This window comes from Planktothrix serta PCC 8927, from assembly GCF_900010725.2.
Classification (GTDB): domain Bacteria; phylum Cyanobacteriota; class Cyanobacteriia; order Cyanobacteriales; family Microcoleaceae; genus Planktothrix; species Planktothrix serta.
The window spans coordinates 1-212 of record NZ_LR734939.1 but is presented as its reverse complement, the minus strand read 5'-3'; the positions used below and the strand labels follow the sequence as shown (position 1 = coordinate 212).

Below are 212 nucleotides of genomic sequence, written 5' to 3'. Positions count from 1 at the left end.
CCGACAACCTGGAAAAGGCGATCGCAGCCTATCAAGCGGCTTTAGAAGTTTATACCCGGACTGCTTTTCCCGAAGATTGGGCAATGACCCAAAATAACTTGGCGGCTGCCTACTATAGTCGCATCCGGGGAGAGCGGGCCGACAACCTGGAAAAGGCGATCGCAGCCTATCAAGCGGCTTTAGAAGTTTATACCCGGACTGCTTTTCCCGAA

At 52.8% G+C, this 212-nt stretch carries 1 protein-coding gene; it reads left to right on the top strand.

The window, feature by feature from the left end:
- Window positions 1-212 (top strand): tetratricopeptide repeat protein (locus PL8927_RS27735; protein WP_156093363.1); only part of this gene is annotated, 212 nt, incomplete at both ends.